Annotated in this window: 20 protein-coding genes; 6 read left to right on the forward strand and 14 right to left on the reverse strand. The window is 73.9% G+C overall.

Features of this window, described 5'->3' with window-relative positions:
• Nucleotides 1–134 precede the first annotated feature (134 nt).
• Entirely contained in the window at nucleotides 135–1,502 is a 1,368-nt protein-coding gene (locus tag ABD330_RS19970; protein ID WP_344466979.1) for a glycoside hydrolase family 16 protein, read from the reverse strand.
• Nucleotides 1,503–1,818: 316 nt separating this feature from the next.
• Here ABD330_RS19970 and ABD330_RS19975 point away from each other — a divergent pair, with 316 nt between their 5' ends.
• Entirely contained in the window at nucleotides 1,819–3,024 is a 1,206-nt protein-coding gene (locus ABD330_RS19975; RefSeq protein WP_344466981.1) for an FAD-dependent oxidoreductase, read from the forward strand.
• Between the two features lie 118 nt (nucleotides 3,025–3,142).
• On the opposite strand, the gene ABD330_RS19980 is transcribed toward ABD330_RS19975, so the two are convergent.
• From ABD330_RS19980 to ABD330_RS20030, 11 genes are all read right to left on the reverse strand, one after another.
• Nucleotides 3,143–4,396 carry a carboxylate--amine ligase gene (locus tag ABD330_RS19980; protein ID WP_344466984.1) on the reverse strand — a complete coding sequence of 418 codons (1,254 nt, stop codon included), beginning with the start codon at nucleotides 4,394–4,396 and terminating at the stop codon, nucleotides 3,143–3,145.
• Between the two features lie 118 nt (nucleotides 4,397–4,514).
• Entirely contained in the window at nucleotides 4,515–6,032 is a 1,518-nt protein-coding gene (locus tag ABD330_RS19985; protein ID WP_344466986.1) for a family 16 glycosylhydrolase, read from the reverse strand.
• On the reverse strand, nucleotides 6,029–8,008 hold the full coding sequence (locus ABD330_RS19990) for a glycosyltransferase (RefSeq protein ID WP_344466989.1): 1,980 nt from the start codon (nucleotides 8,006–8,008) through the stop codon (nucleotides 6,029–6,031). The genes ABD330_RS19985 and ABD330_RS19990 overlap by 4 nt, the downstream gene beginning before the upstream one ends.
• Before the next feature lie 45 nt (nucleotides 8,009–8,053).
• Nucleotides 8,054–8,866, reverse strand: coding sequence for a polysaccharide deacetylase family protein (locus ABD330_RS19995; protein ID WP_344466992.1), 813 nt, complete (start codon nucleotides 8,864–8,866; stop codon nucleotides 8,054–8,056).
• Nucleotides 8,863–9,897 carry a glycosyltransferase family 2 protein gene (locus ABD330_RS20000; protein WP_344466994.1) on the reverse strand — a complete coding sequence of 345 codons (1,035 nt, stop codon included), beginning with the start codon at nucleotides 9,895–9,897 and terminating at the stop codon, nucleotides 8,863–8,865. The genes ABD330_RS19995 and ABD330_RS20000 overlap by 4 nt, the downstream gene beginning before the upstream one ends.
• Nucleotides 9,894–11,267, reverse strand: coding sequence for a lipopolysaccharide biosynthesis protein (locus tag ABD330_RS20005; protein ID WP_344466997.1), 1,374 nt, complete (start codon nucleotides 11,265–11,267; stop codon nucleotides 9,894–9,896). The genes ABD330_RS20000 and ABD330_RS20005 overlap by 4 nt, the downstream gene beginning before the upstream one ends.
• Entirely contained in the window at nucleotides 11,267–12,544 is a 1,278-nt protein-coding gene (locus tag ABD330_RS20010) for a glycosyltransferase family 2 protein (RefSeq protein ID WP_344466999.1), read from the reverse strand. The genes ABD330_RS20005 and ABD330_RS20010 overlap by 1 nt, the downstream gene beginning before the upstream one ends.
• Nucleotides 12,545–12,550: 6 nt before the next feature.
• Nucleotides 12,551–13,873, reverse strand: a complete 1,323-nt coding sequence (locus tag ABD330_RS20015; protein ID WP_344467001.1) for a glycosyltransferase family 2 protein — start codon at nucleotides 13,871–13,873, stop codon at nucleotides 12,551–12,553.
• Nucleotides 13,873–14,703 carry a glycosyltransferase family 2 protein gene (locus tag ABD330_RS20020; RefSeq protein WP_344467003.1) on the reverse strand — a complete coding sequence of 277 codons (831 nt, stop codon included), beginning with the start codon at nucleotides 14,701–14,703 and terminating at the stop codon, nucleotides 13,873–13,875. The genes ABD330_RS20015 and ABD330_RS20020 overlap by 1 nt, the downstream gene beginning before the upstream one ends.
• A gap of 310 nt (nucleotides 14,704–15,013) precedes the next feature.
• On the reverse strand, nucleotides 15,014–17,218 hold the full coding sequence (locus ABD330_RS20025; RefSeq protein ID WP_344467005.1) for a putative bifunctional diguanylate cyclase/phosphodiesterase: 2,205 nt from the start codon (nucleotides 17,216–17,218) through the stop codon (nucleotides 15,014–15,016).
• Nucleotides 17,215–18,021 carry an SAM-dependent methyltransferase gene (locus ABD330_RS20030; RefSeq protein ID WP_344467008.1) on the reverse strand — a complete coding sequence of 269 codons (807 nt, stop codon included), beginning with the start codon at nucleotides 18,019–18,021 and terminating at the stop codon, nucleotides 17,215–17,217. The genes ABD330_RS20025 and ABD330_RS20030 overlap by 4 nt, the downstream gene beginning before the upstream one ends.
• A gap of 248 nt (nucleotides 18,022–18,269) precedes the next feature.
• Between ABD330_RS20030 and ABD330_RS20035 the strand changes: the two genes are divergently transcribed.
• From ABD330_RS20035 to ABD330_RS20050, 4 genes are all read left to right on the forward strand, one after another.
• On the forward strand, nucleotides 18,270–20,057 hold the full coding sequence (locus tag ABD330_RS20035; protein WP_344467010.1) for a glycoside hydrolase family 15 protein: 1,788 nt from the start codon (nucleotides 18,270–18,272) through the stop codon (nucleotides 20,055–20,057).
• Between the two features lie 46 nt (nucleotides 20,058–20,103).
• Complete coding sequence (locus ABD330_RS20040; RefSeq protein WP_344467012.1) at nucleotides 20,104–21,267, forward strand: winged helix DNA-binding domain-containing protein; 1,164 nt, start codon at nucleotides 20,104–20,106, stop codon at nucleotides 21,265–21,267.
• 149 nt (nucleotides 21,268–21,416) lie between these two features.
• A complete protein-coding gene (locus ABD330_RS20045; RefSeq protein WP_344467014.1) occupies nucleotides 21,417–21,542 on the forward strand; it encodes a hypothetical protein in 126 nt (41 codons plus the stop codon).
• Between the two features lie 57 nt (nucleotides 21,543–21,599).
• Nucleotides 21,600–22,040: a VOC family protein gene (locus ABD330_RS20050; RefSeq protein WP_344467016.1), complete on the forward strand. Its 441-nt coding sequence runs from the start codon at nucleotides 21,600–21,602 to the stop codon at nucleotides 22,038–22,040.
• Nucleotides 22,041–22,190: 150 nt separating this feature from the next.
• On the opposite strand, the gene ABD330_RS20055 is transcribed toward ABD330_RS20050, so the two are convergent.
• Both ABD330_RS20055 and ABD330_RS20060 read right to left on the reverse strand, forming a co-directional pair.
• Entirely contained in the window at nucleotides 22,191–22,763 is a 573-nt protein-coding gene (locus tag ABD330_RS20055) for a hypothetical protein (protein WP_344467018.1), read from the reverse strand.
• A gap of 101 nt (nucleotides 22,764–22,864) precedes the next feature.
• Nucleotides 22,865–23,011 (reverse strand): alpha/beta fold hydrolase, encoded by a 147-nt coding sequence (locus ABD330_RS20060; RefSeq protein WP_344467020.1) that lies wholly within the window; start codon nucleotides 23,009–23,011, stop codon nucleotides 22,865–22,867.
• A gap of 131 nt (nucleotides 23,012–23,142) precedes the next feature.
• Between ABD330_RS20060 and ABD330_RS20065 the strand changes: the two genes are divergently transcribed.
• A complete protein-coding gene (locus tag ABD330_RS20065) occupies nucleotides 23,143–24,252 on the forward strand; it encodes an aminotransferase class I/II-fold pyridoxal phosphate-dependent enzyme (protein WP_344467022.1) in 1,110 nt (369 codons plus the stop codon).
• Nucleotides 24,253–24,288 lie beyond the last annotated feature (36 nt).

The following is a 24,288-nucleotide window of genomic DNA, read 5'->3' on the forward strand; positions in this document are numbered from 1 at the left end:
AAACGCTCGGCTGGAGAACTCCAGCCGAGCGCCTGCGTGATCTACTGACGACCACATAGATCATCAGGTGTTGCGAGGACCCCAAGAATCCGCCCTGAAGCGGTCGGGGCCGACGTCCGATCGGGGCAGGCGGGTCAGTGCTGCCAGACCCGGACGTAGTCGACCTGCATGTCGGCCGGGGCGACGGTCAGGTTGTCGCCGTAGACCGCGTTGTTGAGGATCAGGTACTGCGGGGAGGAGGAGACGCCGCTGGTGATCTGGCCGACCTTCACGCCGTCGTAGTAGTACGTGACCGACCCGGGCTCCCAGTCCGCGCCGTAGGTGTGCCAGCCGCTGTAGTTGCCGGGGGCGCAGTTGCCGGGGCCGCCGGACGGGGAGTGGTAGTGGTAGCAGGCGCTGCCGCCGAGGCCCTCCATCACGTCCATCTCGCCGTCGGCCGGCCAGTTCTGGCCGTCGGTCCAGAAGGCGGGCCAGTTGGCGATCTGCGAGCCGGAGGCGGGCAGGTAGATCCGGGCCTCGAACGCGCCGTAGGTGAACTGGGCCTTGCCGTTGCTCTGGACCATGCCGGAGCGGTACGGGAAGGTCGTGCCGTTCACCGTGGTGGGCTGCTGGACGGCCGTCAGGTGCAGGCTGCCGCCGCTGACCGTGGCCTGGGAGGGCGCGTAGGCGGCCTTCTCGTAGCTGTTCACCGGGACGGTGGTGCAGGTCGCGCAGCCGAACCAGTTCGCGGTCCACTTGCCGGAGTCGACCGAGCTGCCGTTGAACTCGTCGGCGAAGACCGGCTTCCAGCTGCCGGCGATCCCGGCCGGGCCTCCGGAACTCGGAGCCGGAGCGGGCGTCGGCGTGGGCGTCGGAGCCAGTGTCGGCGTGGGAGCCGGCGTCGGGGTCAGGGTCGGCTTGGGCGTCGGCGTCGGGGCCGGCGTCGGGGCAGGGGCCGGCGTCGGCGTCGGGGCCGGCGTCGGGGCAGGGGCCGGCGTCGGCGTCGGGGCCGGGGCCGGGGCAGGTGTCGGGACAGGCGTCGGCGTGACCGAGGCGCTGGCGGTGAACGTGTGCACCGGGGACAGCGGGTGCCAGACGTTGTTCGCCTCGTACGCGACGAAGTAGGTGTACTTGCCGGCCGGGAAGGTGCGGCTCTGCGGGCTGAAGGTCTGCTGCTTCGAGGTCAGCGTGGTCGCGGCCGCGCCGCCGAAGTCGTAGTTGGCGCCGGTGGCCGAGCGGACGGCGACGGTCAGGGCCTGGACCCGGAGGCGCTGCGTGGAGTGCAGCTTGGCCGTGGCCTTCAGCGGCGCGCCGGCTGCGGGCGAGGCGGCGGCGACGGTGAGGGAGTCCACGGTCACCGGCTCGGCGGCGCGGGCGGGGGCCGCCCATGCGGCGGTGGCGCCGCCCGTGGCGGCCAGGGTGATCAGCCCGAGGGCGGCGAGCCGACGGCGGGCGGGGCGCTTGGCCGGCAGCCCGGCGGTGGCGGAAGGCGTGCTGTGGCGGTGCTTCGAGTGCTTGGGCATGCTGTGGAGAGGACCCTTTCGTACCCCCCACGGACGGACCGGAGTCCGCTCGCTCCGGCAGGGGAGGTCGCGGACTCTCAGTGCTGGAGCCTGCGGGACGGGACGGCCGTCGGCAAGCTCCGGGCGGTGACGTTCCGCGACGATGCACCGCACAGATAGTCGTGTACACGAACAAAACAGCTGGTGGGAGGCGGTACCGGCAGATCCGGACCAGCCGCTGTGACATCACCCACAGTGAGATTTCAAAATAAGGTTTCAAAACGCTTCGAACCGTTTCGGAACACGCTTCAGCACGAGGTGCCAAGGAGGCCGTCCGATGGCCGTGATGCCGGTGACCGTAGTGGGAGCGGGCCCGTACGGGCTCGCCGTCGCGGCCCATCTGAAAGGGCGACATGTGCCCGTACGGGTGCTGGGCGAGCCGATGGACAGCTGGCGGTCGCGGATGCCCGTCGGCATGTTCCTGAAGTCCACGCCGCGCGCCTCCTCGATCTCCGATCCGACCGCCCGCTACGGCTTCAACGACTTCCGGGCCGCCGAAGGGCAGGCGCGGGTCGGCGACCGGTATCCGATACCGATCGCCGAGTTCGTCCGTTACGGCCAGTGGTTCCAGCAGCAGTGTGTCCCCGAGCTGGAGCGCAGCTCGGTGCTCGGGATCGAGTCCGGGCCGTCCGGGCTCCGGGTCCGGCTGGACACCGGCGAGGAGTTCGGCAGCCGCGCGGTCGTGCTGGCGACCGGCCTGCGGCCGTACCCCCGGGTGCCCGCCGAGCTGGCCGGGCTGTACGGAGCGGGCCTGGCCTCGCACTCCGCCGACCATGCGGACCTGGCGAAGTTCGCCGGGCAGCGGGTCGCCGTGGTCGGCGCCGGGCAGTCGGCGCTGGAGAGCGCCGCGCTGCTGCACGAGGCCGGAGCCGAGCCGACCGTGGTGGCCAGGACCGGGCAGGTGCTGTTCGGCACACCGCCCGAGTCGGACCAGGTGGGCGAACGGTCACTGCGGTCACGGGCGGTCCACCCGAGCTCGACGCTGGGCGACGGCTGGCCGCTGCTCAGCTACAGCCGGCTGCCCTGGGCCTTCCGGCACCTGCCGGACAGCACCCGGGTGCGGTTGGTGCGCACGGTGCTCGGGCCGGCCGGAGCCTGGTGGCTGCGCGAGCGGGTGGAGGGCCGGCTGCCGCTGCTGACCGGGCACGCGCTGCGCACCGCCGAGGAGCTCGACGGGCGGGTCCGGCTCCGGCTGCGCGGGCCGACCGAGGCGCTGGAGGCCGACCACGTGCTGGCCGCCACCGGCTACCACGTGGACGTCGAACGGCTCGACCTGCTGGACGTCAGGCTGCGCCGGGCGCTGCGCCGCACCGTCGAGGGAGCGCCCCGGCTCTCCGGGTCCTTCGAGTCCTCGGTACCGGGGGTGTACTTCACCGGGCTGTCCGCCGCCGACACGTTCGGACCGGTGATGCGCTTCGTCTGCGGTACCGGCTTCGCGGCCCGCAAGATCAGCGACGCGGTCGCCACCACCGGAGCCCGCTGAGCCGAACCCCCTGAGCAGGACCGCCGGACCGGACCCCGCCGAGCAGGCCGCTCCGCTGCCCCAGGTCCCCTGACCGAACATGGGTCAGGGGACCTAGGCAACGGGCCTCGACACGCAGTCAGCCGCCCGGCGAGGGCGGGCCGCCAGGACACCACCGCGCGGCGGCCAGTCGGACGGCGTGCCGCGCCGCCCGGCCGCCGAAGCGGGCGGCTTCGGCGGCGAACGGCACGGGGTCGTCGGCGCAGAGCCAGGCCCGCTCGGTGCTCCGGCGCGGACGGAGGTCGCGCGGCGGGCGCCGCTGCCGGCGGACCGCCGCCAGGACGGCGAGCAGGTCCAGCTGCCCCACGCCGTAGCTGCGGCGCAGCTGGCGGCCCTGCGGCACCGGGCGGCCGGTGAGCGACAGGTGCAGGGCCCGCACCACGTCGATCCCGTCCACGGTCTCGAACAGCCGGAACTGCGCGCCGGTCCGCGGGTTGAAGTCGACCAGCTTGTACCTGCCGTCCCGCAGGTCCAGCCGCCAGTCCAGGTCGGCGGTGCCGCTGTAGCCAGTGCTCCGGCACAGCCGGGCGGCCAGCTCCGCCAGCTCGCGGTTGGGCAGCGCGCAGGCCCGGGTGGTGACCCCGGCGCCCGGTGGCCAGGAGCGCAGTTTGAGGCCGGTGAAGACGGCCAGCGGTTCGCCGCCGGGCCCGCAGCACAGGTGGGTGATCCAGTCCTCGGAGTGTTCCGGCGGCAGGTACTCCTGGAGCAGCACCGAGGGCCGCACGTCGGGCGGGCAGGCGGCCAGCAGCTCCCGTTCGTCGCGGACCACCGTGGTGTGCCCGACCACCGGGCGGCTCAGCCGGGTGAACGGCGCCAGGTTCTTGAGCACCAGCGGGTACCCCCAGTTCCGCGCGGTGGCCACCAGCTCCGCGTGGTCGCGCGGTGCGCAGGCCTGCGGGGTGGGCACGTCGGCGGCCCGGCAGAGCGCGTGCAGCCCGCCCTTGTCGGCCAGCCGCCGGGGCAGCGCCGGGGGTGCCGGGGGCAGCAGGAAGTACGGGGAGAGCTGCTCGGTGTGCTCGGCGAGCAGTACGGCCGCCTCGTCGTCGGTGGGTACCACCACGCTGCGGCGGCCGATCGCCCGGCCCACGGCTGCGATCATCGTGACCAGTTGCTCGGGGGGTTCGCAGCCGGTGCTCGGACGGACGAAAGCACCCGTCAGGTAGCGGGAGAGCGCGGTCGGGGTCAGCCGGTCCTCCACGATCGCGTACGCCGGGACGCCGAGCCGGCCGAGCGAGCGGACGGCCCCTACCGCGCTGTGCGACTGCGGGTAGTGACCGACCTTCACCAGCAGGACGGGCACCTGGTGGTCCAACTCGGGCCGGGAACGCGTCACGGGGCTCGCCTCCTCCAGAATCCGGGCCGGTCCGGGCCGGTGCAGTGCGGTGCAGTGCAGTGCGGTGCGATCCGGATCGGACCGGACCGGACCGGTGCGGACGGTCGGTCCGGAAAGGTCAGTGCTGCCAGACCCCCACCCAGTCGACGTGCAGTTGGGCGGAGGCGACGGAGGCGGGCGGCTGTTCCTGGAAGCCGACCGCGAGGTTGATCACCAGCTCCATCGGGACGTTCGGGATCATGGCCGGCTTGGTCACCTGGAACCGCTGCACGCCGTCGACGTACCAGGTGACGGCGTTCGGCTCCCAGTCCATCGCGAAGACGTGGAACCCGGAGGCGTAGTCGGCCGGGCCGGTGGTCTGGCCGACGTGGGTGTCGCCGCCGTCGGCGGTGCGCCAGTGCAGGTTCATGTCGACGCGCTGGTTGGTGTTGATGAACTCGGCCACGTCCAGTTCCGGCGGGGTGGACCGGGTGTCGGCGGGGATCAGCCAGAAGGCCGGGAACATGCCGGCCGCGTCCAGCGGGACCTGGAGCGCGGCGGCGTAGTAGCCGTACGTGTAGGTGTGGCGGGGGGTGCCGGTCCACGAGTCGCGGCCGGTGGTGACCATGCCGGAGGCCCAGGGGTAGGAGTTGCCGTCGCTGCCCGCCGTCGTCCGCCGTTCGGCGGTCAGGGTCAGCGCGCCGCCCGCCACCGAGACCTGGCCCGGCTGGTACCACTCCTGCTCGTTGTTGCCCGCGTTGGTGCAGCCCTGGTCGTTCCAGTCGAAGCAGGTGGCCCAGTCGGCTCGGTTCAGCGTGGAGCCGTTGAAGTCGTCCCGGAACACCTGGTGCCACGGTCCGGGCGCGGCGGGCGCGGCCACGCCGTTCGGACCGCCGCTCGAACTACCGCCCTGACCGCCGCCCGGACTGGTCGGGCTGTCTTCGGCGCTGCCGGACGCCGGACTCCGAGGAGCCGCAGTGCCGGTGCCGCTCCCGGTGCCCCGGCCGGCGGCTCCCCCACAGGCCGCGGCCAGCAACAGCAGGCCGGCGCCCGCCAGCCGTGCGGCGCTGCGGCCCAGCGCTCTCCCGTCCGGGGGGCGACGACGCGGCGCGGCGTCGGCGTGTTGCCGGTCGGCCCGTTCCTGACGGGCGCTGTCCCGGGCGGCGTCCTGCCGATCGGCCTGTTCCCGGTCGCCACCAGCCAGGTCGCCACCAGCCAAGTCGCCACCAACCCGGTCGCCACCAACCCGGTCGGTGTCCTCCCGGTCGGCCTGCTCCCGGCCGGGGCGGTGGCGGCGCGGGACGAGCGCGAGGAGCGTGGTGAGGCCGGCCAGCACGAGCAGGGCGCGGCCGGTGGTGAAGGAGTCCGTGAGGAACAGGGCCGTGGCCGTCACCGTCGCGAGCGCGCCGCTCAGCGCGAGGGCGACGGTGCCGGCGGCGACCGGTCCGGCCTGCCGGGCCAGCCCGGCGGCGGTGGGCCTGGCCAGCAGCATCGCGGCCGTGCCGGGGCAGCCGAGCACGAAGACGGCGGTCACCAGGACCCGTACCGGGTTGGCGGGCGTGAGGCCGGTGGCGAGCAGCGCGGCCCAGCCGGACAGGGCGAGCAGCAGGCGCGGTGTGGTCGGCGCCCAGGAGGTGACGGCTGTCCCGGTCGTCATGGCTGGGTGCTCCCCAGCGTCGGGGGCTGGTAGAGGTAGACCACCGCGTCCTGGTTGCCGAACACCGGCCGGAAGCTCGGCGAGCTCTCCGCCACGGCCTTGACCCGGTCGACCGTCCCGTCGGGGAAGACGCCGGTCAGCCGGCACTCGGCGGCCTGCGCGCGGCTCAGGATCAGATAGGCGGGGCCGGTCACGGCCGGGTCGTTCAGCCGGGAGAGCAGGACGGCCTGCGGGTCGGTCAGCAGTTCGTGCCGCTCGGCGAGCGGGTCCTGGGCCAGCACCACCCACTGGTGCTCGTCGTAGCGCAGTTCGCCGCCCGGGACGTCGGCGGTGACGGAGACGATCCGCGAGCCCGGTGGGGCCGTCTGCGCCACGTACTGCGAGGCGGCGACCTCCTGGGGCGTGAAGTAGTTCATCGTCTCCTTGCTGTAGTAGCCGAAGTACAGGCCCGTCAGCAGTGCGCCCATCGCGAGGGCGCAGACGCACCACACTCCCGTCCGGCTCCAGCGGACGAAACGGGCGCCGGGGCGCGGGCCGGTCGGCACCAGCAGGGTGGCGGTCAGGAAGGCGGCGGCCGGGAGGGCGAAGAGGTAGGCGCGGAAGACCATCTCGCCGCCGTAGTTGTTGCTGAGCAGCAGCGGCAGCGGACCCAGCAGGAGCAGCGGCAGCGGGGTGCGGCGGACCCAGCGGTGCCGGACCACGGCCGCCGCCGCCAGCAGGAGCACCGTGGCCGTCAGCCCCCGGTCCACCCAGGAGGCCAGCACCTGGTCACGGGCCGGGGTGCCGAGCCGGGACAGCCCGGGCAGCGCGTTGTTGTCGGGGCTGGCCAGGGCCGCGACCAGCTGGTGGATGTTGGAGGAGATGTACGGGCGCGCGACGGTCGCGTCCCAGGCCAGGGTGAGGGCGGTCGCCAGTGCCAGCACCGGCAGGACGACCCGGCGGTTGCGGCGCGGCAGTGCAAGCAGCAGCAGGATGCTGATCAGCATCAGCGGGGTCAGCGGGTGCGAGCAGACGATCGCGGCGATCAGTACCAGCAGCATCAGGAACGGCGCCGGCCGCCAGCCACCGCGGGCCGGGACGTCGGTGACCCAGGACAGCGCCCGGGCCCCGCGCTCGGCGGGGGGCCGCCCCCCGGCCGCCGACGGTGACGGTGGCAGGGACGCGGAAGCGGACGTGGACGCAGACGTGGACGCAGACGCGGATGCAGACGCGGACGCGGAGGGTGACAGCGCCGCCGCCGCGCGGGCCGCCGCCAGCTGGCGCAGGACCAGCGCGAGCACGGTCAGGCAGAGGAAGTACGCGAAAGCCTGCGGGGAGAAGTAGTCCTGCCCGATCCACGAGGTCGCGAAGTACAGCCAGACCCCGCCCCAGATCAGGCGGCGGTCCTGGGTGAAGGTGCGGTAGATCAGCAGCAGCGGGCCCATCAGCAGCACGTTGGCGATCACCGGGTACCAGGAGGCGTACCCGAGCGCCGAGTGCAGTCCGGTCACCCGCAGCACCAGCGCGTTCAGCTGGAAGAAGCCGGGCCACTGGTTGTAGAGGTCGAGGTTGCCGGCGTTCGGGACGGTGCCGTTGTGCCGGAGCATCGCGTCGATGATCGCGATGTGCTTCCAGGCCCACCCGTAGCGCAGGGTGGGGTACAGCAGGCTGGGCGTCGCGTGGATGACGGCGATCAGGCCCAGCACGTAGGCGGCGAGCCAGTACTGCGGGAGCCGCCGGTCGCGCAGGGCCGCGACGAAGCCGACGGTGAGCAGGGCGGGCGCGAGCCAGTAGACCGCGGGGAGTGCCTGGAGCAGGCCCAGATCACCCATCCGGCCCAGCCGGGTCCCGGTCAGTGCGAAGAGCCAGCAGCCCAGGGCGGCCGGCAGGGCGGCGCGGACGAGCAGGCCCGCCCGGCCGTGCGGTGCGGCGGCGCGCGGGGCGGGCGCGGGTACGGCGGGGTACGGGATCTCGGCGGCGATCTGCTGATCCACCATCGGTCGGCCTCCTCTGGCCTGTGCTGCTCCCCGTTCGGGTCGGGGTCAGCTCTGCGGCGGTCCGCCCACCGGGCTGCCGATCGCCGCGCGCAGGCGGCGGTAGCCGCGCCAGTACCTGGTATAGAGGCTCTCCGATATCGGTGCGACCCGCGCGCCGAGACCCCTCGTCCAGTTCTGGAAGGTCTGCTCGGACGTGTCGCTGCGGACCATCAGCCGGCAGATCCGGAGCGGGTTGTCGGCGGCGGAGCTGAACTTGTTCTCGACCGCCGTGGCCGAGGTCCACCCGGCCTCGCGCACCCGGCGCAGCACGGCGGGGCTGGAGTACCCGTGCGGGTAGGCGAAGGCGGTCGCCTCGTGCCCGAGCGCCTCCTCCAGCCGCTGTTTGCAGCCGCTGATCTCGTCGGCGCACTTCTGGCCGTAGACGGTGTCCAGCTGGGGGTGGGTCTGCGAGTGGCCGCCGATCTCGACGCCCGTGGCGTCCAGGGTGCTGATCTGACGCCAGTTCAGCATCGGCGCGGGCGGCAGCAGGCTGCCGCTGGGGTGGCCGCCGGGCGGGTGGACGGCACCCACCGTGACGTAGAGGGTGGCGGGCAGCCCCCGGTCGGAGAGCAGCGGGGCGACCGTCCAGTAGAAGTCGGCGAACCCGTCGTCGAAGGTCAGCACCGCGGCCCGCTCCGGCAGCGGCGGTCCGCCGTGGATGGCGGCCAGCAGCCGGCGCAGCGGCACCACGGACAGGCCGCTGTCGGCGATCCGGTCGAGCTGCTCGCGGAAGACCCGGGGCGCGACGGTGTACGGCGCGATCCAGGACGGCGGGTTGTCCGACACCGAGTGGTAGAGGAAGACGGGCACGGCCTTCATGTCCGCCTCCTGGTGGGCCGCCTGGCGGCACCGGCCGGTCCCTCATCGGGCTCCCCGGCGGCGGAGCCGGTGCCGACGGAGCCCGGACCGCCCCCGGCACCCCGGCCGAGCCGGCCGAGCGCGTACCCGGTCACCGTCAGGCCCACCCCGGCGCAGAGCGCTCCGGCGGCCCGGAACTCGGCATGGCGCAGGCAGCGCAGGACGGCGGCGGGCATCGTCCGGCGCAGGTAGCGGCGTTCGCTGGACAGCCCCGTCCGGGTCCCGGAGTACCGCGCCACCAGCGCCTTCGAGCGGCCCTCGGCGTAGCAGCGGGAGCTGAAGTACGCCCAGGTGGTGCGGGCCGGCGGGACGTGCTGGCGGACGACGACGGCGGGCTCGTAGCGCAGCACGCCGCCGGGGTTGCGGGCGGAGATCCGCAGGCACAGCTCGGTCTCCTCGCAGCCGTACGGGCTGGTGCCGATCCGGCCGAGGTCGCTGCGGAAGTTGCCGGCCGCGAGCACCTCGGCGCGCCGGAAGGACATGTTGGCGCCGATGAAGTTCCTGACGGCGGAGGTCTCTTCAGGGGATCCGGGGTAGGAGCAGCCGACCACCCAGTCGAACTCGGGCGGGAACCAGCCGGGCCGGCCGGTCTCCCACCAGGAGTCGACCTGGCCGCCGACGCCGAGCACCGCGGGGTCGCGGTAGGGGGCCAGCAGGCGGGCGGTCCAGTCCGGGTCGGCCACCGCGTCGTCGTCCAGGAAGGCGACCACCTCGCCGACCGCGCTCTCCACGCCGGTGTTCCGGGCGCCGGAGACGCCGTGCTTCTGGCGGCTGTGGACGACCCGGACGCCCGGGAAGCGCCGCCCGATCTCCCGGGCGAGTTCGGGGCAGTGGTCGACCACGACCAGCAGTTCGGTGGGCGGCAGGTGCTGGGCCCGGATCGAGTCGACGGCGGCGCACAGGTCGTCCCACCGGTCCAGGGTGTAGGTGCAGATCACGACGGACACCGTGGGCGCGGTGGTCCGGGCGGTGGTGCTTTCGACGGTGGTCATTCCGGCCTCCGGGTGGGTGCGGGCAGCCAGCGCGGCAGCGTCAGCAGCAGGGGGACGGCGAGTGCGCAGGAGGTGAGCAGCCAGGCCAGGCCGACGCCGGTCAGGCCGAAGCCGGGCAGCAGCCAGACCACCAGGACGACCAGGACGGCGGCGAAGGCCAGTTGCAGGCCGATCAGCCAGCCCAGGGCGCGGCGCACCCGGGCGACGCCGATGGCCACGCTGAGCACCACGTTGGGCAGCGCCGACAGGGTCATCAGGCGCAGCACGACGGTGCCGTGGGCCGCGTAGCCCGGACCGAACAGGCTGAGGATCCACGGCGCCCCGGCCACCACCACGACGACCGCCACCAGCAGCAGGCGGCCGGAGTGCCAGAGCATCCGGCGGGCGTGCTCGGCGAGGCGCTCGGGGGCCCGGGCCGCCTCGACGACCAGCGAGCTGCCCATGCTGAACGCGGCCAGGTAGAGGGTGTCGCCGACGATCCAGGCGAGCGAGTAGTAGGCATTCTGCTCGGCGCCCAGTTGGTTGAGCACCAGCAGCGGCACCACGCTGGCGGCGGCGATGCCGGAGAGGTTGCCCAGGTAGTCGGCGCCGGCGTAGCGCATGATCCGGGTGGGCCGGGGTGCCCCGGTGCGGTCGGCCCGCTGGTGGGCGGGCACCGCGTGCCGGAACAGCACCACGTTGGTCACCACGATCGAGACGAGCAGCCCGGCGGACCAGGAGACCAGGATGCCGGTGCCCACCGCCAGGGCGGCGCAGAGCGCGAGCGCGGTGGCCTTGGCCACCGCGAAGATGGAGTTCTCGCCGAGCACCCAGCCGGCCCGGCGCAGCCCGGTGAGCGCGCCGTCCTGCAGGACGAAGACCGAGAACCCGGCGGTGGCCGCGACGAAGGCCAGGGCCAGCACCGGGCTGCGCAGGAAGCCGAGGCCCGGTGCGATCCAGGGGATCAGCAGCAGGAAGACCACGGCCGCCAGGGCGCTGCAGACGGCGCTGACGCCGTAGCACTGCAGGACCAGGCGGCGGGTGTGCCGCCCGGCGGCGGGCAGGAAGCGCACCAGGACGTTGTCGAGGTTGAACCTGCCGAGCGCGGACAGCAGCGCCGCCGCCGACAGCGCGGCGTAGCTGCGCCCGACGGTGTCGGCGCTGTACCAGCGGGTGGCGAAGATCCAGAAGACCGAGCCGAGGCCCGCCGCCACCACCGAACTGGCAGCCAGCAGGTGGCCGTTGCGCAGCAGCGGCTCACCGGCCGCCCGCAGCCGCAGCGCCCGGGCGCGGGCCCTCAGCAGGGTGAGGTACGAGCACTGGCAGGGCAGCGCCTGCGGGCAGGGGCACGGCCAGTCCGGGGCCACCGGGCGGGAGAGCAGACCGGCCATCACAGCTGCCCCCCGGCTCGCAGGGTGTGCTGCTGCCAGACGCTGAACAGGTAGCTGAACGGGCCGCGCACCAGCCCGCGCAGCTCCGTCCGGCCGAGCTGCGCCAGCGCCTCGCCGCCGGCGGCGGGGGCGGACCGGATCCGGCCCCGCCGGACGGCCCGCCACTGCCACAGACCGCGCGGCAGCCGCTTGAGCAGTCCGGCCAGCAGGCCGGGCCGGTGCGAGACGGCGGCGGTGAGGTAGGCGCCGAAACCGACGCCGAAACCGTAGATCTGGGCGGTCAGCGCCTCCATGCTGCGGCGGTGGCGGTGCCAGACGAGCGCCTCCGGCTGGTAGGCCACGGTGTGGCCGCTGGTGAGGACGTAGAGGAAGGACAGCAGGTCCTCGCCGCCCCGGGTGGGGGTGCCGGTGCCGGTGGCCGGGTCGAAGCCGCCGATGCCGCGCAGCACGCCCGTCCGGAAGGCCATGTTGGCGCCGGTGCCGAACCGGCTGGTCACGAACGGGAACAGCGGGTCGGCCGGACGTTCGCGGAGCGACCAGCGCCGGGTGGCGAACCCCTTGGAGAAGCCGCCGTACCGTTCGAACACGGCCTGTGCCTCGGTGTCCAGCTCGGCGGGCAGCACCAGCCCGGTGACGCAGCCGACCCGGTCGTCGGCCACGAACAGGCCGACCAGGGCGGCCACCCAGCCGGGGTCGACGATCACGTCGTCGTCGGTGAAGGCGCAGATCTCGCCGTGCGCCGCCGCCAGGCCGCAGTTCCGGGCCCGCGCCAGGCCCGGTACGGGCTCGCGCAGGTAGCGGACCCGGCCGGGGTAGCGGGTGCGGATCAGTTCCCGGGTGGCGTCGTTCGTCGGTGCGTTGTCGACCACCAGGACCTCCGCGCGCGGATAGCCGGTCCGCAGCAGGGCGTCGAGGGCCTGCGGCAGCATGTCCTCGCGGTCGCGGGTGCAGATGATGATGCTGACCAGCGGCCGCTCGGCGCCCGGCACGGGTGCGGCAGGCGCGGCGGACGCGGGCACGGCGGGTACGGCAGGCGCGACCGGGACGTCCAGCCGGCGGCCGGCCTCGACCAGGTCCCGCCGGAGCCCGGCCGGGTCACCGGGAGTCCCGGTGGCCGTGACCAGGCCCAGCGGACGGCCGTGCCGGCGGACCAGTGCGAGGACCCGGCCGGTGGGGGCCGCGGCCGCGCCGCCGGGCGAGCGGAGCTCGCCGGGCCGCGCCAGGTCGAGTTCGACGATCCGGGCGGGTGCCGCCGGGTGGTAGGCGGGACTGGTCATCACGGACTACTCTCCGGTCCGGACCTTGCGCTGGTACCAGACGCTGAACAGGTAGCTGAACGGGCCGTACAGCAGGCCCCGGAATTCGAGCCGGTTGAAGCGCGCGAAGGACTCCTCGCGGCCGCAGCCGGATCCGGAGCCCGAACGGGCCCGGCGGCGGATGCCGAGCCACTGGCGCAGGCCGCGCGGGAGCCGCCGCAGCAGGGCGGCCAGCAGGCCGGGCTGGTGCGAGACCGCGGCGGCCAGGTAGGCGCCGAAGCCGACACCGAAGTTGAAGATGTGGGCGGTCAGGTCCTCCGCCGTGCGCGGGTGGGGGTGCCAGACGATCGCCTCGGGCTGGTAGGCCACGGTGTGGCCGCCGTTCAGGACGCGGAAGAAGGCGAGCAGTTCCTCGCCGCCGCGCGCGGGGGTGCCGGTGCCGGTGGCCGGGTCGAAGCCGCCGATGCCGCGCAGCACGCCCGTCCGGAAGGCCATGTTGGCGCCCGAGCCGAACCGCCCGACGGAGAACCGCAGCAGCGGGTCGTCCGGGCGCTCGCGGAGCGACCAGCTGCGGGCGGCGAAGCCCCGGGAGTAGGCCCCGTACCGCTCCAGCGCGATCTGCGCCTCGGTGTCGAGCTCGGCCGGCAGCACCAGTCCGGTGACGCAGGCGACCCGGTCGTCGGCCGTGAAGGGCTCCGCGAGGGCGGAGACCCAGCCGGCGTCGACGATCAGGTCGTCGTCCGCGAAGGCGCAGATCTCGCCGCGGGCCACGGCCAGGCCGCGGTTGCGGGCCCGGGCCACGCCCGGGGCCGCCTCGCGCAGGTAGCGGACCCGGTCCCGGTACTGGGAGCGGATCAGCTGCTCGGTGGTGTCGTCGGAGGGCGCGCTGTCCACGACGATGACCTCGACCCGCGGATAGCCGGTCCGCAGCAGGGAGTCGAGGCACTGTCGCAGCCTCCCCGCCCGGTCGCGGGTGCAGACCACCACGCTGACCAGGGGGGCTCCCGCCGGCACCCGGGCGCGGCCGACCCGACTTCGGCGCGCCGCGGGTGTCGCGGTGGACAGGGCGGGAACGTGGAGTTCCCGGTAGGCGGCATCGACCAGCGCCCGGCGCAGTCCGGCGGTGTCGCCGGGTGCTCCGGTGGCCTTGACCAAGCCGAGCGGGTGTCCGTGCAGCCGCACCAACGCCAACACGCCGCCGTCCGGGTTTGCCGGTCCGAGGCCGCCGGGTGAGCGCAACTCACTCGGCTCGTCCAGGTCCAGTTCGGCCACCCGGACGGGGGTGTAGAGCGAGTCGCGGGCGGCAGGGCAGGGGCAGGCCGCTGCGGTGCGCCGGTCGGAGCCATTCATCATCGCTCCCCCACGGCGTGGAGCGCCGCGGACCGGGCGCCGGGGCGCTCGGCGAGCAAGGTCCGCAGCACCCGACGGCCGTCGGAGACGGCGTGGAGGTGCGAGCGGCCACTGCGGCGGGGAAGTTCGAGGCTCGGCACCTCGGCGATCCGTAGGCCCGAGCGGAGGGCGCGCGCGATCATCTCGGCCTCGATCTCGAAGCCCGAGGAGCGCAGGTCCAGTTGGTCCAGGAAGCTGCGCCGGAAGGCGCAGAAGCCGTAGCAGAGGTCGGTCAGCCGGGCGTGGTAGAGCCGGTTGACCACCATGAGCAGCGCCCGGTTGCCGAGCGCGCGGACCCGGGTGAAGTCCAGCGATCCGCCGCCGGCGATGCAGCGCGAGCCCTTCACGAAGTCGTAGCCGTTGTCCAGGAAGTGCAGGTAGTGCGGGATCTCGCCGGGCCACATCGACCCGTCGGCGTCCATCATCACGATGTACTCGCCGGTGGCGGCCTCGAAGCCGGTGCGCAGGGCGCTGCCCTTGCCGGGGCCGCTCTGCTGGACGCTGCGGACGGTGGGCAGGCAGTGCTCGGCCATCGTCAGGGTGGCGTCCGTGGAGGAGCCGTCCACCAGGATGACCTCGTTCACGCAGCGCGGGATCTGCTCGAACACCCAGGGGATGTTGTGCGCCTCGTTGCGGGCCGGGACGACCAGGGTGACGGAGTGCGTGGTGGCGTAGCCGTCGGTGGCGCGGCGCATCGGCGGCCTGGGGTCCAGGTGGTCGGTGGCGCGGCGCATCGGGCGTCCGTCACGGGTGGCGTGGGAGAGGACGTGGGGAGGCAGAGTGGTGCTCATCGCGGGCGGCCTCTCGGGAGGCGGCGGGCACACCGGTGACCAGGTGTGGCCCGGGCGAACGGGGCCGCGCGCGGCAAGGCGCAGGGCGGAGGCCCCGTGGAACGGAGAGCGATCCCCGGTGCTGCGGGCTTCTCGACTACTCCCCCGGAACCCCGCGTGCGCCGAAGCGCCGACACATCAGCTAAACAGCAACTGGCAAACGTTCAGTCCGGCCGGGAGCGGATCGCCCTGAACGGGCGAGGCTCTCCGAATCGGTGCCAGGGCCTCATCATCGGACGCGCCCTCGACTCAAGTCAAGTGGTTTGTCCGGTTATTTCCGTATTTCTCCGCCGAGTGCCCCGCCCGAGCCGGATGCCCCACCCACGCCCGGCGTCCCGGACGGGCCGGGTGCCCTCCCCGCGCCGCTCGCGCCGGCCTCCCTGCTCGCCGAGATCCGCCGGGCGATCTCGGCCGGCCGCACCGGGCGGCCGAAGTGCCAGCCCTGGGCCCAGTCGCAGCCCATCAGCCGCAGCCGGTCGGCGTCCGCGCCGCTCTCCACGCCCTCGGCGGTGACGGTCAGTCCGAGGGTGTGCGCCAGCGAGACCAGGCCGCTGACGATCCGCCAGCCCAGGTGGGTGTCCTTGGCCGGGTCGTGCAGGTCGCCGACGAAGGAGCCGGCGATCTTCAGCCCGGAGACCGGCAGGTCCCGCAGGTAGGCGAGGTTGGACCAGCCGGTACCGAAGTCGTCGATGGCGAGCGAGACGCCCATGTCGACCACCGCGTGCAGCGCCTTCAGGGCCTCGTCCTCGGGGCCGACCACGGTGCTCTCGGTGATCTCCAGCTGGAGCTTGGCCGGATCGAGGCCGGTGGAGCGCAGGATCCGGTCGATGTCCTGCACCAGGCCGACGTTACGGGCCTGACGGACCGCCAGGTTGACGTTCATCTGCGGGGCCGCCGAGCCGAACCGCCGTACCCAGTCGGCCGCCTGACCGCACGCCTGCTCCAGCACCCAGCGCCCGAGCGGCATGATCAGGCCGGTCTCCTCGGCGGTGGCGATGAACTCCTCCGGGCCGAGCACCCCCAGCTGCGGGTGCCGCCAGCGCACCAGCGCCTCGACCGCGACCAGCGAGTCGTCGCCCAGCGAGCAGAGCGGCTGGTAGTCGATGAAGAACTCGCCCCGGTCCAGCGCGGCGGGCATCCGCACCGACACCGCGTACCGGCTCACCGCCCGCGCGTTCTCCTTCGGGTCGAACAGCGTCCAGCGCCCGCGCCCGGCCTCCTTGGCCCGGTAGAGCGTCAGGTCGGCGGCCCGGACGGCGGCGCCCGGGGTGGTGGTCGCCACCCGGCGCTCCAGCACGCCGATGCTGGCGCCGACCGCCAGCCGGTGGTCACCGATCACCACCGGCTTGGCCAGCGCGGCCAGCACCGTCTTCGCGGCGGCCACCGCCTCCTGCTCACCCCGGCAGTTCTCCAGCAGGACGACGAACTCGTCGCCGCCCAGCCGCGCCACCAGGTGCCCCAGCGGCGTCAGCACGGACTCCAGCCGGGCCGCCACGGCCGCCAGCAGCTGGTCGCCGGTCTCGTGGCCGAGCGAGTCGTTGACCACCTTGAAGCCGTCCAGGTCCACGTAGCAGAGGCCGAACCTGGCACCCGGTTCCGGCTCCTCGAAGAGCTTCTCCAGGCGTTCGAAGAAGGCGACCCGGTTCGGCAGGCCGGTCAGCGGGTCGTGGGTGGCCTGGTGGCGCAGCCGCTCCTGGAGGCGGTACCGGTCGGTGATGTCCTCCAGCATCGCCACCTGGTACTGCGGCCTGCCCTCGTCGTCGCGGATCAGCGAGACGGTCAGGTGCGTCCAGACCACCTCGCCGTCGCGGCGGTAGTACGGCTTGTCGAACTGGAGGTAGTCGCGCTTTCCGGTGATCAGCTCCTCGTACGCGTCCCAGACGCCCGGGGTGTCCTCGGGGTGCACCAGCTCGTTCACCCGGTGGCCCTGGAGGTCCTCCGGGCCGGCTCCGAAGATCTCCTGCAGCGCCCGGTTGACCGCCAGGATGTTGCCGTCGACGTCCCCGATGCCGATGCCGATCGCGGCGCTCTCGAACAGCGCGCGGAACCGGTTCTCCGAGGCCCGGAGCGCCTTCTCCACCTCCTGCCGCGCGCTGTCCGCCGCCAGCCGGATCGACTCCTGCTCGCGCAACGTCCGCTCGCGCAGCGCGGCGGCCCAGCCGGCCGCGAAGGCGCCGCACAGCGCCGGGCCGCGCTCGTCCGCCACGGGGTGCTCGTGCAGCAGCTCCACCGCCCGGGCCAGCACCACCGGGTCGGTGAAGTGGGCGTCCACCAGCAGCGCGCCCGCCTCGGCGGCGAGCGCGGACTCGAACGGCTCGTCCCGCTGGGCCCGGTGCAGCAGGCCCGCCGTCCGGGAGACCAGCCGCCCCAGGATGCCGGGGTGCACCGCGACGCCGTGCCCGTCCTCCAGCAGCCGCGCCCACTCCTGGTGGAACCGGACGGCGTCCCTGTCCCCGACCGGGGTCCCGGTACTCACGGGAGGAGTCCGACGCCCACCATGCCGGTCATCCGCTCGGGGTGCGGACCCACCGACTCCGGGTAGTCCGGGCGCCACTGGGGCAGGTAGACCACGCCGGGCTCGACCAGCTCGAAGCCGTCGAAGAAGTCGGTGATCTGCTGCCGGCTGCGCATGGTCAGGGGGGTCGGAGTCAGCCGGTAGAGCTCCTGGTGCGGACCGACCTGGTCCGGGCGGCCCTCCTGGGAGGCGTGGCAGAGCACCAGCGCGCTGCCGGGCGGCAGTGCGTCCCGCAGTGCCCCGACCAGCCTGCCGGGCTCCTCGGCGTCCGTCACGAAGTGCAGCACGGCGACCAGCATCAGCGCGACGGGCTCGCCCGCACCCAGCAGGTCGACCACCTCGGGGCGGCCCAGCAGGTCCGGCACCGAGCGCAGGTCCGCCTCGACCACCACACTGTGCGGGTCGTCCCGCAGCAGCAGCCTGCTGTGCGCGACGGCGACCGGGTCCCGGTCGACGTAGACCACCCGGGCCTCGGGCCGGATCGCCCGGGCCACCTCGTGGACGGCGCCGAAGGTCGGGATGCCCGAGCCGATGTCCAGGAAGCGCGTGGTGCCCCGCTCCGCCAGGAACTGGACCGCGCGGCGCAGGAACGCCCGGTTGGACCGCATGATGGTCGGCAGTTCGGGCCAGAGCTCCATCGCCTTGCGGGCCATCTGGCGGTCGGCCTCGAAGTTGTGCGAACCACCGAGGTAGTAGTCGTAGACCCGGGCGGCGTTGGGCTTGTCCAGGTCGGTTCCGGCGGGCACCCAGTTCGGTCGCTGCATCACGGCCCCCTTCCGGATCTGGCGGAGACAACAGGCGATAAAGATCTTCCTACCAACGGAGCAGGCCCGCAACCGCTGGGACCGGGAAACGGAATACCGCCGTCCGCCCGGCCGGACGGCCGTGGCCGTGCCTCGTCCGGCGGCGCGCGCGGTCGGCGTCCGGCGGCGCGCGGTCGGCGCTCCCGGTACGGCCGGTCGCTCCCGGCCGATCTGCGCCGGTCGCCGTGCCCGGCGCAGAATGAGGGGCGATGACCGGACAACTCATCGAGGACTACGCCCTCGTCGGAGACCTCCAGACCGCCGCCCTGATCGGCCGGGACGGCTCGGTCGACTGGCTCTGCCTGCCGCGTTTCGACTCCCCCAGCTGCTTCGCCGGGCTGCTCGGCGACGACCGGCACGGCGGCTGGCGGCTCGCCCCCGTCGGCGCCGGCCCGTGCACCGAACGGCGGTACCGGGGCGACACCCTCGTCCTGGAGTCGGTGTGGCGCACCGGCACCGGGGACGTGCGGATCACCGACTTCATGCCGCACCGCGAGCGCGCCCCGCAACTGATCCGGATCGTCGAGGGGCTGCGCGGCGAGGTGCCGATGCGCGGCGATCTGCGGCTGCGCTTCAACAACGGCCGGATCGTGCCCTGGGTGCGCCGCACCGACCACCACCGGGTCGCCGTCGCGGGCCCCGACTCCGCCTGGCTGCGCGTCCCGTCCGGCGTGCACACCTACGGCGAATCGGGCGCCACCAGTTCGGACTTCACCGTCCGCGCGGGCGAGCGGGTGCCCTTCGTCCTCAGCTGGCTGCCCTCCCACCTGCACGGCACGCCCCGCACCGACCCCGAGCAGGCACTGCTGCGCACGGTCGAACGCTGGGAGCAGTGGGCGGACGGCTGCCGGTACCGGGGCGAGTGGCGGCAGCAGGTGGTCCGCTCGCTGATCACCCTCAAGGCGCTGACCTACGAGCCCACCGGCGGCATCGTCGCGGCCCCCACCACCTCGCTGCCCGAGCGGATCGGCGGGATGCGCAACTGGGACTACCGCTTCTGCTGGCTGCGCGACTCCAGCCTCACCCTCGCCGCCCTGCTGCGCAGCGGCTACCGCGAGGAGGCCGCCGCCTGGCACAGCTGGCTGCTGCGGGCCGTCGCGGGCGACCCGGGCGACGTGCAGGTGGTGTACGGGGTCGCGGGCGAGCGCGGCCTGCCCGAGACCTCGGCGCCCTGGCTGCCTGGCTACCAGGGCTCGGCACCCGTCCGATTCGGCAACGCCGCCGTTCACCAACGCCAACTCGACGTCTACGGCGAGGTGGTGGACACCCTGGAGCTGGCACTGCGGGCCGGCCTGCCGATGGAGCGCAAGGTCTGGCGGCTGCTGCTCGCCCTGATGGCCTTCCTGGAGGAGCACTGGCGGCAGCCCGACGAGGGCCTCTGGGAGATCCGGGGCGAGCGGCGGCACTTCGTGCACTCCAAGGTGATGACCTGGGTCGCCGCGGACCGGGCCGTCCGGATGGCCGAGAGCACCGGCCTGCCCGCGCCGCTGGACCGCTGGCGGGCGCTGCGCGACGCGGTGCACGCGGACGTCTGCGCGAACGGCTACGACCCGGTCCGCGGCGTCTTCGTCCAGCACTACGGCGGACGGGAGTTGGACGCCGCGACACTGTTCGTCGCGAAGACCGGCTTCCTCCCGCCGGACGACCCGAGGGTGGTCCGCACCGTCGACGCCGTCCGGGACGGGCTGGACCACGGCGGCTTCGTCCGGCGCTACCCCACCGGACCGCGGGGCGCGGACGGGGACGGGGACGGGCTGCCCGGGACGGAGGGGGCCTTCCTGGCCTGCTCGTTCTGGCTCGCCGACGCCCTCGCACTGACCGGGCGGGCCGGCGAGGCCCGGGAGCTGTTCGGGCGGGTCCTGGCGCTCGGCAACGACCTCGGGCTGCTCTCCGAGGAGTGGGACCCGCTCGCCGGGCGCCAACTGGGCAACACCCCGCAGGCGTTCACCCATGTCGCACTGGTCAACACCGCCTTCGGCCTGGACGGCCGGACCTGACGGACCGTGCTCGTATGCTCGGTGCGAACCGACCAGGAGGCACAGGATGAGAGCCCGCCCGAAGATCGACGACGAGCAGCGCCGGGCCCGGCTCGGCCGCCGCCACCTGCTCGCCCCGGCCCACCGGGCCGACACCCCCGAGCAGGTCGCGGAGGCGGTGCTCGCGCTGCACTCCAGCGACCCCGCGAGCGTCGTCCTCTCCACCGCCGCCCGCCTCGCCCGGCCCGGCAGCGCCGCCCTGGAGCAGGCGCTCTACGAGGACGGCACGCTGGTGCGGATGCACGGCATGCGGCGCACCCTGTTCGTCGTGCCCACGGACATCGCGCCGCTCGTCCAGTCCTCCACCACCGGCAAGGTCGCCGAACGCGAACGCCGCGGCCTGGTCGCCTTCGCGGCCGAGGGCGGCTTCGACGAGGCGTGGCTGGCCCGGGTCGAGCGGCGCACGCTCGCCGCGCTGGCCGCCGCCGGACAGGCCACCTCCGCCCAACTGGGCTCCGAAGTACCCGAGTTGCGCGAGGCCAGGACGATGTCGGCCGGCAAGGCGTACGAGGCGAAGCAGACCGTCGGGGTCCGGCTGCTGCGGGTACTGGGCATGGAGGGCTCGATCGTGCGCGGCCGCCCGGCGGGGAGCTGGCTCAGCGGCCAGCACTACTGGGCACTGCGGCCCGCCCTGCCGGAGCTGCCCGTCGCCCGGGCCCAGGCCGAACTGGCCGCGCGCTGGCTCGCCGCCTACGGCCCCGCCACCGTCGAGGACCTGCGGTGGTGGACGGGCTGGGGCCTGCGCGAGGTACGGACGGCCCTGGCGGCCTGCGCAGCCGTCCCGGCCGACCTGACGGGCGGCGAGGGCTTCGTACTGCCCGACGACACCGAGCCGGTCACCGCGCCCGAACCGTGGGCGGCCGTACTCCCCGGGCTGGACCCGACCCCGATGGGCTGGCAGCAGCGCGACTGGTACCTCCCCACCGAGCACCGGGAGGAACTCTTCGACCGCTCCGGCAACATCGGGCCGACGCTCTGGTGGAACGGCCGGATCGTCGGCGGCTGGGCCCAGCGCGCCGACGGCGAACTCGCCCGCCACCTCCTCGAACCGGTCGGCCCGGACGCCGAGACGGCGATCGACGCCGAGCTCCACCGCCTCAGCTCCTGGCTCGGCCCCACCCGGATCACCCCGCGCTTCCGCACCCCGCTGGAGCGGAGACTCTCCGGCTGACCCGCCGGGCGCTCTTCCGACCGCATGGCAGGCCCCGCTACCCCGGGGTCGGGTCAACGGGGCCGCACCGGCCTGCACGGTCGGACGGCGCCGAAGTCGCCGGCCTTGACCGCAGCTACGACGCCGTCCAGGGATCGGCCGCCCTGCTGGTGAGCGGTGCCCTCGCCGCCTGGCAGTCCAGCCTGTGGATGCCCGGTCGGGAGCACGGCGAGCGCGACTTCCCGAAGGTGACGGCGCCATCGCTCGACCCCGGCAGCCGTAAGAACGAGCGGTGACCGGCGACACGGCCGACCGAGCCGACGGCATCGCACCCGGCCCCTATCCTCGGGGACATGACGATTCAGCGCATGGACAATGTCGGCATCGTCGTCGCCGACCTCGACGCCGCAGTCGCCTTCTTCACCGAACTCGGCATGGAGCTGGAAGGCAGGATGCCGATCGAAGGAAGCTGGGCGGGAAGCGTCGCCGGGCTCGACGACATGCGAAGCGAGATCGCGATGATGCGGATCCCGGACGCCCCGGGCCGACTCGAACTGGCGAAGTATCACACCCCGGAGGCGGTCACCTCCAAGCCGGAGATCACCCCGGCGAACACGCTGGGCCTGCACCGCGTCATGTTCGCCGTCGACGACATCGAGGACACCCTCGCCCGCCTCCGCCCACACGGCGCCACACTCGTCGGCGAAGTGACGCGCTTCGAGGACAGCTACCTGCTCTGCTATCTCCGCGGGCCGAGCGGAATCATCCTCGCGCTGGCCGAGCAGCTGAGCTGAGAAGACTCCGCTCACAAGGGCGCCGACCTGGTGTGCTCTCCCAGGAGTGCCCTCGCCGGTGGCCACGTCCAAGGCGGCGGACGCCGGCCCGTCCTCCTCCCGGGCGAACCCGTCAGCCCCCTGATCACCCGTTCCGGTGGGGCGGGGAAGTCAGCCGCGCCGGGACGGGTCCGGCGTCGGCGGCCACGCCGGCAGCGCGCCGCGCCGCTCGGCCCAGAACTCGGCGACCGGTTCGGGGCTCGTTCCCCGTGAGATCGCCAGCAGCATCCGCAGCAGCAACCGGCCGGCCGCCATGAACAGCAGCGGGGAGGACTCGCGGTCGAAGCCTCCCCTGTCTATCAAGAGCACTCCGGACGGTGCGCCACCCAGCCGGACGTCGTCCGCGATGCCGTCCGCCACCGGATCCGCGAACTCCTGTGGCAGGCCGGGCGCCAGCCCACCGCCGAGCAGCCCGGGGGGATGCCCCGCCGAACCGGCGGCACCGCTGGCGACCCGGACGGCGAGCTCTCCCCCGTCCCCTGGGACGAACTCCCCGCCGAGCAGCGCCCGGAACAGCGCTCCGCCACGGTTCTGCTGGAGCTCGACCACCGCGCGGGCGGAGTCGAGCCGGGGGTTCGGCAGAGCCCCGAACCCGGTGACGACCTCACCCACGCGCGGGTAGGAGAACACCGGCAGATCGGTGTCGACCGCTACGGCCAGGCCGGGCCTTCGCACCACGAACACGGGAATCCCTCCTTGTTGACGTTGAACTGCGGCGGAGCCGGGTACCCGGGGACAGGCCGCCGGCCCGTCGGCTGCCGTGGCCCGGTCGAATCGAACCACGGTCACCCCGCCGGCTGCGACCGACCGCCGTCGATGAAGCGCAGCAGGCGTTCGTTGACCAGCTCGGGGCGTTCCAGGTTGAGGCCGTGGCCGGCCTCCTGGACGATCTCGGCCTGCACGTCCGGGATCAGTGCGGTGACCCGCCGCACCACCCGGTCCGGGCGGAGCAGGGCGGGCGCCCGGCCGGTAGCTCCGCATGCCCAGCATCAGCGGGGCCCTCAGGTCCGGCCCGGCCGAGCCCGCATGGTGCGGGAGGGGCCGCACGGGGAAGGGTGACGGGATGGAATCGTTCGACCGCAGCGGCACCGGCAGCAGCAAGTGGGCCCGGGCCGGCCAGGGGCGGATCGCCCTGGGGCTGGCCGACCTGGACCTGCCCGGACCACCGGAGATCGGCGCGGCCCTCGCCGAGCGGGCCCGGCACCCCGCGTACGGGTACACCGTGTGCGATCCGGGCGGGCGCGGGCTGGTGGCCGACTGGTACCGGGAGCGGCACGGGGTGGCGGTGGACCCGGAGTGGGTGCTGCTGCTGCCGTTCGGCCCGCGCACCGCGCTGCGGCTGCTGCTGGGCCTGGCCGGGCCCCGGCGGCCGGTGGTCTTCCCGACACCCGAGTGGGGCGGCTTCGAACAGCTCTGCCGGTCGGCGGGGCTGCCGTACCGGACGGTGCGGCTGGCACGGGACGCCGACGGCTACCGGCTGCCCGTCGAGGACTTCGCCGGGGCCGGTCTCGTCCTGCTGAGCAGCCCGCACAACCCGTCCGGACGGGTCTGGACCCGGCGGGAGATCCGGGGGCTGGCGGAGCAGGCCGCCGAGGCCGGCGGGCTGCTGGTCTCGGACGAGGTGCACGGCGACCTGGTCCACCCGGACCTCGGGCTGCGCCAGCCCGTCGCGGTGTCCGTCGCCGGGGAGCTCGCCCGGCACACCGTGACGCTGAACTCGGTCGGCAAGACCTTCAACACCTCCGGCATCCCGAGCTGCTTCGCACTCGTGCCCGACCCCGCCCTGCGCCAGCGGCTGACCACCCGGATGGCGGAGTACGGCCTGTGGGAGGGCGGGCTGCTGGAGCAGGTCGTCCAGCAGGCGGCGTTGCGGCACGGCGGCCGCTGGCTGGACACGCTGCTCGACCGGCTGGCGGCCAACCGCGAGCTGGTGGTCGGCGCGCTGCCGGAGGCGGTGCTGTCCCGCCCGGAGGCCTCGTACCTGCTCTGGCTGGACGCCGTCGCGCTCGGACTGCCGGCGGTCGGGGCCCGCGAGGTCCTCCTCACGGAACGTGACGTCGAACTGTCGTCCGGTACGGACTTCGGGGCCGAGTGGGCCGGGTGCCTCCGGCTCAACTACGCCCTCCCCGCACCGCTGCTACGGACCGCGCTCACCCGTTTGACGCTCCGTTGACACCCTCTGACCTGCACGGAAATCCCGTGAGCAGCG

Origin of the sequence: Kitasatospora kazusensis (assembly GCF_039529945.1) — a bacterium.
Lineage (GTDB): Bacteria > Actinomycetota > Actinomycetes > Streptomycetales > Streptomycetaceae > Kitasatospora > Kitasatospora kazusensis.

What these genes read in the sequence shown, in the direction of transcription:
- ABD330_RS20000 (WP_344466994.1), bottom strand. Translation starts at nt 9,897, where the DNA reads ATGACCACCGTCGAAAGCACCACCGCCCGGACCACCGCGCCCACGGTG.
- ABD330_RS19990 (WP_344466989.1), bottom strand. Translation starts at nt 8,008, where the DNA reads ATGGTGGATCAGCAGATCGCCGCCGAGATCCCGTACCCCGCCGTACCC.
- ABD330_RS19985 (WP_344466986.1), bottom strand. Translation starts at nt 6,032, where the DNA reads ATGACGACCGGGACAGCCGTCACCTCCTGGGCGCCGACCACACCGCGC.
- ABD330_RS20035 (WP_344467010.1), top strand. Translation starts at nt 18,270, where the DNA reads ATGACCGGACAACTCATCGAGGACTACGCCCTCGTCGGAGACCTCCAG.
- ABD330_RS19975 (WP_344466981.1), top strand. Translation starts at nt 1,819, where the DNA reads ATGGCCGTGATGCCGGTGACCGTAGTGGGAGCGGGCCCGTACGGGCTC.
- ABD330_RS20050 (WP_344467016.1), top strand. Translation starts at nt 21,600, where the DNA reads ATGACGATTCAGCGCATGGACAATGTCGGCATCGTCGTCGCCGACCTC.
- ABD330_RS20020 (WP_344467003.1), bottom strand. Translation starts at nt 14,703, where the DNA reads ATGAGCACCACTCTGCCTCCCCACGTCCTCTCCCACGCCACCCGTGAC.
- ABD330_RS20065 (WP_344467022.1), top strand. Translation starts at nt 23,143, where the DNA reads ATGGAATCGTTCGACCGCAGCGGCACCGGCAGCAGCAAGTGGGCCCGG.
- ABD330_RS20005 (WP_344466997.1), bottom strand. Translation starts at nt 11,267, where the DNA reads ATGGCCGGTCTGCTCTCCCGCCCGGTGGCCCCGGACTGGCCGTGCCCC.
- ABD330_RS20040 (WP_344467012.1), top strand. Translation starts at nt 20,104, where the DNA reads ATGAGAGCCCGCCCGAAGATCGACGACGAGCAGCGCCGGGCCCGGCTC.
- ABD330_RS19970 (WP_344466979.1), bottom strand. Translation starts at nt 1,502, where the DNA reads ATGCCCAAGCACTCGAAGCACCGCCACAGCACGCCTTCCGCCACCGCC.
- ABD330_RS20030 (WP_344467008.1), bottom strand. Translation starts at nt 18,021, where the DNA reads ATGCAGCGACCGAACTGGGTGCCCGCCGGAACCGACCTGGACAAGCCC.
- ABD330_RS20015 (WP_344467001.1), bottom strand. Translation starts at nt 13,873, where the DNA reads ATGAATGGCTCCGACCGGCGCACCGCAGCGGCCTGCCCCTGCCCTGCC.
- ABD330_RS19995 (WP_344466992.1), bottom strand. Translation starts at nt 8,866, where the DNA reads ATGAAGGCCGTGCCCGTCTTCCTCTACCACTCGGTGTCGGACAACCCG.
- ABD330_RS20010 (WP_344466999.1), bottom strand. Translation starts at nt 12,544, where the DNA reads ATGACCAGTCCCGCCTACCACCCGGCGGCACCCGCCCGGATCGTCGAA.